Genomic DNA, 8,094 nt, shown 5'->3' on the forward strand with positions numbered 1-8,094 from the left:
ATTTGCCGCTCTCCCGACCCAGAGCGCATGTGTCCGCAGCGGGAGGGCAGCGCAGGAAATTTCCACCGCCCCGAATACCAGGTGGAGGGCTACGCCGGATCCCATTGTCTGGTCTGCCAGATATTCGGCAATCCGGCCCTGCCTGCCCGCCTGTGGGTGGAGGATCTCGTCTGCGAGGTGCCGCCAGCAGCTCTGGAACCAACCCTTCGCCCTGGGGTCACCCTCAACCGCCGCCGCCGCACCGCCGAGGATCAGCGGCTCTACCTCATTGAGACCTCTCCCGCGGCTGAGCTGACTTTTTCCGGATCCCTGCAGCTTTTGCCCGATTGCCCTTCCTGGGGCAAAACTCTCCTGTTGGCGGCCCTGCACCACCTGATCGCGCTGGGGGGCAGCAAATCCGCAGGTTTGGGCTGGCTGCACTGGGATCCTGGATCCCTGCAGGCTCTCCAGCCCACCGCAGCCGATTGGGCTTTCTTGGCCCAGGGAGGGAGCTGATGGAAGCCATTCAACTCACCCTAACGGCTCAGTCTCCCTTGGCCATCGGTCGGCAAAAGCCGGGCGGCTCCATCAGCGAGGCCCAGGATTACATTCCCGGCAGCGTGATTCGCGGTGCTCTGGCCGACCTCATGCTCAGCCAAACCCAACATCGCCCTGCCGAGGCGCTGGAAGGAGATTTGGCCGCCCTGTTTACGGCAGCTCGGCCTGCTGTGTTTACCCACGCCTATCCGGGATCCGGCAGCAAGGTCTTGCCGGCCACGGCCTTCAGCTCGAAAAACAATCCCGGCTTCCGCTCAGAGGCGGGCAAAACGGGGGTGTTCGACACGCTCCTGGATCGCTTCTGCTCACAGCGGCTGGGGATCCCGTTCGATCCCACAGAGCCGGACGGTTCCGGGGGAAGAGTGGAGCCCTTCGGGGGGTTCTACAGCCAGCAGGAGTCTGACCTGGGGCCCCGCTACGAACGAGCTGCTGTGTCCAAACGCCTGCTCACGCGGGTGGGGATCAACCGTCGCCGCGCCACTGCTGCCGACCAAATCCTCTACAGCCTAGAGGTGATGAACGAGGGCAAAGCCCGCCCCAATGGGCATCTGGAGCGCTCCCTTTTCAGCGGCTACATCTACCTGCGGGATCCCGAGCTGGCCGAGACCCTCACCCGCTACCTCAACGCCCACGCCCACCTGCTGCGCTTGGGAGGAGGGGTGTCGCGGGGATTGGGCCGGGTCAACGTCACGGCTCGGCGTCTGGCTGCTCCCCGGCCTTCCCTGGCCCAGCGGGTGGAAGCCTTCAACCAAAAGCTGCGGCAGCGCTGGCAACAATGGCAGGTGTTCGGGGATCCCTGGCAGCCCCTTCCGCCGGAGCGGCAGTATTTCTCCATTGGGCTGCAGTCGGGGGCCATTCTCAAAGAGCGCTGGCAACGCACTACCGTGCTCACCCCCCAGATGCTCCAGGAAGAGGCCAACTGCGAAGATGGATCCCTGGCTTTGGAGCTGGCCTTCAGCAGCTACGCCTATGTCTCCGGCTGGAACGCTGCCTGGGGTCTGTTCAAAGATGTAGAATTGGTAACCACGCAGGGCAGTGTCTTTCTGCTGAGCACCACGCAACTGGAGCGTTGGATCCCGATTTTGGCGGAGATGGAATACTGGGGGATTGGCGAACGCACTGCTGAAGGATTCGGCCAAATCGAAGTTTGCAGTCCGTTCCATCATCATTTCTGGGAGAACCCGCTATGACCTTCGCCACCAGCGAGATCACATCGGAACAAGAGCTCAAGATCCAACGGCAAATCCGGCTGGCCGAAGATGATCTGGTCGCCAGAATTCAAGCCGCCTTGGATAACTTCAGAGGTCTCAACAGATTGGAAGAGGCCCAATATCGCAACCTATTGCACGTGGCAGCTTCCACCGAAAGCTCAGAGGTGATCAAGAACTTTTTGCGCTACCAGGTGGGGCGCGATGACAAGTGGGGGCGGGGCAAAGACTCTTTGGCAGAAGCCATCATCAAAGACATCGACAACTGGATTCATCAAAGGGCTATAGCCATCGCCAGGGAAGCCGGAATTGAAAGAGCATCCCCCAAAGTCAACGAGATCAAAATTGACTTGATTCGGCGCTACCTGGGCTATGGGGCCCGCTACCTCAAGTACAAGCGAGGGGGAGGAGGATCCTAGACCGTGACCTACAGCAGTTTTACCCTTGAGAGAGCCATTTCGACCTTTCAGCTCAGGTCAAGAATCATCCATGGCCTGTTTGCAGAGGTTCCACCGACTGAGTGCTCCGATTACTTGAAAATAACCCTAGATCGCTATCTCGGCTTGGCCACCTCGGTCAACAGCGAAAAAGCCCGCTCCGAGTTTATCATCGCCCCTGTGCTGGGAGAGGTGAAGTACCTATGTCGGGATCAAATCTCGCTGTTTTCCGGCAAGGAATTCAACGTGGATCCCGAGAGGGGGTTGGTGGGCCTATGCGACTACATCATTTGCCTATCCCCTCTCCAACTCTACATTCAAGATCCGGTGGTGATTATCGTTGAGGCCAAAAAAGAAGACTTGATCGGGGGTCTGGGCCAGTGCGTTGCCGGTATGGTGGGGGCACAGGTCTTTAACAAGAACTCCAATTCTCAAGTAGACAGTGTCTATGGAGCAGTAACCTCAGGAACCAACTGGCGATTTGCAAAACTCGAGGGTGACCAACTCTTTATCGATGACAGGGAGTACTTTATCTCAGAAATTGCTCAGATCCTAGGGATCCTCTTGAGTTTTATTAAGGGCTCCGTCTCGCTTCGGGAATGGCAAACCTCTGCAGTACAAGCCTTAACTTGAGCAGCCATTTGAGGGAACAATGTTCGACGTTTTCAAAAACCGCTTGGAAATCACCGGCACCCTCACCACCGTGACCGCTCTGCACATCGGGGTGGGCCGCTCCACCGAACCCATCGGCTCGGATTTGCCGGTTCTCAAGGATGCGCTGGGCCGTCCGCTCATTCCCGGCTCCAGTTTGAAGGGGGCGATGCGCTCTCGCCTGGAAAGTTTCTTGCGGGGCATCAACCCAGAGCTGGCCAGGGATCCCGGCGAATTGACCAGCAGCGAGCAATTTCAGATCATCAACCAAATTAAAAATGACTACAAAGGGGACGATGCGGCTCTGACTCAAAAGCTCATTGAGGCCACCGACTGGGTCTCGCAGGTGTTTGGATCCCCTTGGTTGGCCGGCAAGGTGCAGATCCGAGATTTGCCCGTGGTGCCGGAAGCCTGGTTTGGCCAGTACCAAGAGCGGGATGGCGTGGCCATCGATCGGGATACGGAAACGGCGGCAGATGGCAAGCTGTACGACTTGCAAGTGGTGCCTGCCAGCACCCCCTTCCGGTTTCATGCCGTCGTCGAAAATGCCGAGGAATGGGAACTGGGCCTCTTGGCCATTGGCCTGCACCAATTGGAAACGGAACAGATCCCCCTGGGAGGGGGGCGCTCCCGTGGCTTGGGGGTTGTCCGCCTGCAGATCTCGGCAATCTATTGGTTCGACTCGGAAGGGGATCCAAGACGGCTGCTGGCCTACCTTCAAGAGCTGGTGGCCGGATCCCGACAGCCGCTCAGCCCGGAGCAGGCTGCCGCTTTGCGCCAAGACTGGGTGGAAGCCCTGGTTGCCAAATTAACAACGGCCTCTCAACGGCAATCGGTCGGCCCCCGCCGCTAGCCCTATTTCATGTCAGGAGGGATCCCGATGGTCTTCATGGACTCTACAACGGTTGGCGATACGGTCAGCGTTTTCCACCCCTATCGGTTGACAAACTGGACAGACTGCTTGCCGCCCCAAGCCCCTCAACCAAAAGCTCCTGTTCTGGTGTGAAGGATCCCAGGCTATGCACAAACGCTACGTTAACCATTGCACCCTCTGCCTCACCCTCAAGCCCGATGGCCCTGTTCTCATCAAGGCGGGCAAAGAAGGGGCTGACCCGACGAAGCCGGATATGGAGTTCGTCGAAACCTATCACGGCGGCGGGCGAACGGTCTATTTTCCCGGCAGCTCCCTCAAAGGGGCAATTCGCGCCCATGCGGAGCGCATCGTCCGAACGGTGGGCAGCGACAGACGTCCTGAGGGGGGAGGCTTCAAACTCTGGGCCAGCGATCCCCTCGACCAAAAGGCCAATCAATGGCTGGAAAAAATTGAAGAGCCCCACCAGGTTTACGCCCTTTCTTCCTTTACGGATCAGATGTTCGGCAACACAGCCATCGCCAGCCGGGTCCGCATCGAAGATGCCTATCCCAAGCCGGGAACCCCTCTGCGCCTGGAGGAACGTAATGGGGTGGCCATCGACCGCGTCTTCGGCTCAGTGGCGGTGGGGCCGTTCAGGTATCAAGTGTGCGTAGAGGGATCCTTTCAAACCAAGATCCACCTGAAAAACTTTACCCTGGCCCAACTGGGCCTGCTGGGGCTGGTGCTGCGGGATCTGGACGAAGGATGGTTTGGTATTGGCTTTGCCAAATCCCGCGCCATGGGCCGCGTTCGGGTGGAGTACGAGTGGGCGACGGTGGACTACCCGGGCTGCCTGGTGGAGGAGGGGAGCCAGGAGCTACGGCTGCTGGGATCCCAGCTTGCCTGGCCAAGGGGATCCCTGCTGGGGGCGAGCGAGTTTCTCAGTCCAGAAGAGGCGGGCAAATACGGCTTTGCCAAACCCGATCGCCAGTTAGTGCCGGTGGGGGCGGAGCCGATGCCCTTGGGCTTTGGGGCGCGGCTGACCTGGGAGCAAAGGTCTGAGGCCAAGGTGGAGCACCTGCTGGCCGCCGCCGTTAAAAGTTGGGCCCAGCTCTTGCAAACGGAGACCAAAGCGGTATGAAACCAGCCTACGTAGCCTCCCACAAGGTTCCGGATCTGGCCGCCGGCGACAGCGGGACGGCGTCCTTGTTGTTCCAAGTTCTCTCGGCCTGTTTTGCCGCTGCCGAGGAAACCTACACCTTTTTGCGCTGGCCCCACCGCGTCAGCGGCATTCAGGCGGGGATCCCACCAGATCTGGTCTGTCAAGAGGGGCAGGTTTTCTGCCAACAACGGGAGTTGCGCTGGAAAAGCACCCCCCGCGGCTGGGATCTGCTGTATCTGGGGATCCAACCTCCTCCCGACTTCTTTGTGCCGCTGGCCGGGGAGTGGCAGTGGGAGGATCGCGAGGCCGACCTGTACGGATCCCAAAATCGAGAAACCCGCTTTCCCAAGCCCCTCAGCCATCCCCAAGATCTCAAGGTGGGCCAGCGCTACTTCCGAGATGAGCGAACTGCCCGCGTTCACTTTATTGCCCTGATTCCGAGGTGACCATGACCCCCCAAGGCCCTCGCCCATTGCCCAACCAGGCCGCATCTGCAAGATCGTCTGCCGGCAACAGCAGTCAAGGTGGAGGCAAACCAACCGTGTTTCCCAAACCCTACGAGCTGATCCCGTTTCCCACCCAGCGCCCCACGCTGGAGCGGCCCGCCGGCCACGCCAAGTTCCACGCCGATAAGCTGCACGGCACCCTCTTTCTCACCCTGACGGTGCAGACTGCCGTCCACATCTCCACCGGCCACTTGGCCTTGGGCAGCGATGTTGGAGTCAAAGGGATCCCGGTGCTCAAAACCATGACCACCACCCCCAATGGAAGGCTCAAAATCCAGGGCAGCTCCCTCAAGGGGGCCATCCGGGCCATGTATGAGGCGATCACCAACAGCACCCTGGCGGTGATGATGAGCCAGTACCGAAATCGGATCCCCCCGGAGCGGCACCCCTGCCGCAACAAGGAGCAGCTTTGTCCGGCCAGCCGCGTTTTCGGTGCCCTGAACTGGCAGGGATTGGTGGAGTTCAGGGATGCCATTGCCACCGGCACCGGATCGGGTGGCGGATCCCTGCCCCCCCTGTACCGTCCTCGCCCGGATCAGTGCAAAGCTTACTTTAAAAAGGAAAACGGCAAAGTCATCGGGCGCAAGTTCTACTACACCCACAGAAACGCGTTGCAGGACAGTTCAAGGGGAACGCCCACCCAGCAAGCGATACAAAACACAGTTTTCAAAACCCAAATCCACTTCAAAAACCTCACCCCTGCCGAGCTGGGCACCTTGCTCACAGTTTTGGGGCAGGATCCCAACCATCCCATGCTGCTGAAGGTGGGGGGCGGTAAGCCCGTGGGCCTGGGATCCCTGCAGGTCACCCTCGACAAGATCGAGCGGCCCGGCAACCTAAAAGATCGCTACAGCCGCTACGATCCCCCAGAAGCCGATACCCTGGAAGGAAAACGCCTCCAAGCCTTTGTGCAAGAGCAAATTCAAGCTGCCCAGGGCTACATCTTGCCCGAACAACTCAAGCGATTGGCCGCCATCCTGAGTCCCACTGCTCTGCGCGAGCCGCCCCCCGGCGTGTATTGAGGGTTCCCCTATGCTGTCAGACTCTGTCGATCTCAGCCCCCAATCTTGGGATCTCGCCCACGGCATCGCCATGACCTTGGCCAAAGAAAGGGTGGATGTCAAAGAGTTGAGCAAGTGCATCGCCTATCTGCGCTCGGTCGCCCACCACCCCGACGCGGGATCCCGCTTTTTCCGATTCACCGGCGAGCTGGTGCGAGAAACTGGCCTCCACCGCAGCAACGAAACCCCACGCTACTACCGGCTCATCGACCAAACCTGTAAAAAGTACTTGCAATCTCTGCAGGATAGGCCGGCTGAGATGCTGCAGATCCTGGGCTGGGCCGCCCGCCTGGCCCGCTACTACAAAGATGGGGGAGTGCCGATCGGCGAGATCCCGTCCCCTCCCGATCCCAATGGCGGTCGTCCGACCCATTCCCGCGGCGGCGAGGCCAAGCCCCAGCCAGAGGCACTGCGGCCCAAAGAGCAACCTGAACAAAAGCAGGCTCAGCCCCAAGTTGAAAATGCAGCAGCTTCTACCAAGGCCCGCTTCAAAATTGGGCAACACCTCAAGGCCAGCATCACGAATATCAAGGGCAACGAAGTTACCTTCCAAATCGTGAATACGAATATCAAGCTCACCCAAAAAGAGCCGAAACGGGCCGGATCCCTGACGGTGGGGCAAGAAGTGGAGGTAGAGGTACTCGACTTAAGGGAAGATGGCAGAGTTCGCAGAGTAAGGCTGCTCTGATTGCGAGAGGGGATGGAGCCCTTAAAAACTGCGAGAAAGTTAGGGGATAACTCATGCAGACCATCATCATGACGGTGGGCACCTCTTTGCTCACCAACCCGGACAAAAACCTGCAACCACAACGCCCTTGGGTCGGCCAAAAAACCATCGGGGATCCGGAACGGGCCTTGGCCTGGATGAAAAAGACAGATTTGGAACTAATCAGCGCCGAAACCAATACCTACTACCGGCTGGATCCCACCCCTGGCGATGCTTTGGTTCTGCTGCACTCCGCAACCCCCCATGGGCTGGAGTGTGCCCGGATTTTGAAGCTCTTCTTTGAAAGAGAACTGGGCCAACAACAGGTTTCTCTGGTGCCCCTTCCCGGCATCGACTACGAGCTAGAGGGATCCTCACTGGAGCGGATGGCCGAGCTGTTGAAACAGTTGGCAGAGAGCGCCAAGGGGATCGTCACCTTTGCCGCCACCGGTGGGTTCAAAGCCCAAGCCATGATCATGGCTGTGGTGGGCAGCCAATTGGGGATCCCAGTTTACTACATCCATGAGCAATACAAGTCTTTGGTCTGCCTGCCCTACCTACAGCCGGAAGTTCAGCCCCGGATCCCTCGGGCAGGTCTTCCCGATTCAGGCCGACCTCGCTCCGAAGTCATCCAGCTGCAGGTCGACAGCAGCCACCACCGTCCTCGCAGCTGGGTCAAGGTGGAAAAACTCCTGCGAGACATTCCCTGGGTGGATCTGGTTCGATACGATCCACACGCCTACGCTGCCCCCAAAAACAGCGTCAAAGCCTCAAACCGCAAAACCGAAGATGGCCACCACATTCTGTGGATCCACCTCCACGAGAGCCAGGACACCCACCTCGCTGTCAGAGTAGAAACCACCGGCTACACCCCCGAGCACCTAGAGCTAGCTGCCACCGAATTGCGGCAACGCTTGGGCCGTCTGCTTTGAGTGTTTCCATGTTTCCATTAATTCCACTTCCCCGAAGGGAA

General features: G+C 59.2%; 10 protein-coding genes. All 10 read left to right on the forward strand.

Translation table 11 applies throughout. The features are described from left to right. Window positions 1-495 (forward strand): RAMP superfamily CRISPR-associated protein (locus NW856_RS01170; protein WP_414398676.1); only part of this gene is annotated, 495 nt, incomplete at its 5' end. Next, window positions 495-1,727 (forward strand): CRISPR-associated RAMP protein Csx10, encoded by a 1,233-nt coding sequence (csx10, locus tag NW856_RS01175; RefSeq protein WP_414344022.1) that lies wholly within the window; start codon window positions 495-497, stop codon window positions 1,725-1,727. The genes NW856_RS01170 and csx10, both read left to right, overlap by 1 nt. Then, complete coding sequence (locus NW856_RS01180; protein ID WP_414398677.1) at window positions 1,724-2,164, forward strand: hypothetical protein; 441 nt, start codon at window positions 1,724-1,726, stop codon at window positions 2,162-2,164. Before csx10 ends, NW856_RS01180 begins: the two co-directional genes overlap by 4 nt. 3 nt (window positions 2,165-2,167) lie before the next feature. Next, the gene (locus tag NW856_RS01185; protein ID WP_414329367.1) at window positions 2,168-2,815 is read left to right on the forward strand and encodes a hypothetical protein; all 648 of its coding nucleotides are present in this window, start codon (window positions 2,168-2,170) and stop codon (window positions 2,813-2,815) included. Between the two features lie 19 nt (window positions 2,816-2,834). Continuing rightward, complete coding sequence (gene csx7 / locus NW856_RS01190; protein WP_011432239.1) at window positions 2,835-3,686, forward strand: CRISPR-associated RAMP protein Csx7; 852 nt, start codon at window positions 2,835-2,837, stop codon at window positions 3,684-3,686. Between the two features lie 166 nt (window positions 3,687-3,852). Next, the gene (locus NW856_RS01195; protein ID WP_414398678.1) at window positions 3,853-4,827 is read left to right on the forward strand and encodes an RAMP superfamily CRISPR-associated protein; all 975 of its coding nucleotides are present in this window, start codon (window positions 3,853-3,855) and stop codon (window positions 4,825-4,827) included. Then, window positions 4,824-5,294 (forward strand): hypothetical protein, encoded by a 471-nt coding sequence (locus NW856_RS01200; protein ID WP_414398679.1) that lies wholly within the window; start codon window positions 4,824-4,826, stop codon window positions 5,292-5,294. The genes NW856_RS01195 and NW856_RS01200 overlap by 4 nt, the downstream gene beginning before the upstream one ends. Window positions 5,295-5,389: 95 nt before the next feature. Further along, a complete protein-coding gene (locus NW856_RS01205) occupies window positions 5,390-6,376 on the forward strand; it encodes an RAMP superfamily CRISPR-associated protein (RefSeq protein ID WP_414398680.1) in 987 nt (328 codons plus the stop codon). Window positions 6,377-6,386: 10 nt separating this feature from the next. Further along, the gene (locus tag NW856_RS01210) at window positions 6,387-7,103 is read left to right on the forward strand and encodes a hypothetical protein (protein ID WP_414398682.1); all 717 of its coding nucleotides are present in this window, start codon (window positions 6,387-6,389) and stop codon (window positions 7,101-7,103) included. A gap of 53 nt (window positions 7,104-7,156) precedes the next feature. Beyond that, complete coding sequence (locus NW856_RS01215; RefSeq protein ID WP_414398683.1) at window positions 7,157-8,053, forward strand: putative CRISPR-associated protein; 897 nt, start codon at window positions 7,157-7,159, stop codon at window positions 8,051-8,053. Window positions 8,054-8,094 lie beyond the last annotated feature (41 nt).

Source organism: Synechococcus sp. R3-13, assembly GCF_047462195.1.
In the GTDB taxonomy this organism is placed as follows: domain Bacteria; phylum Cyanobacteriota; class Cyanobacteriia; order Thermostichales; family Thermostichaceae; genus Thermostichus.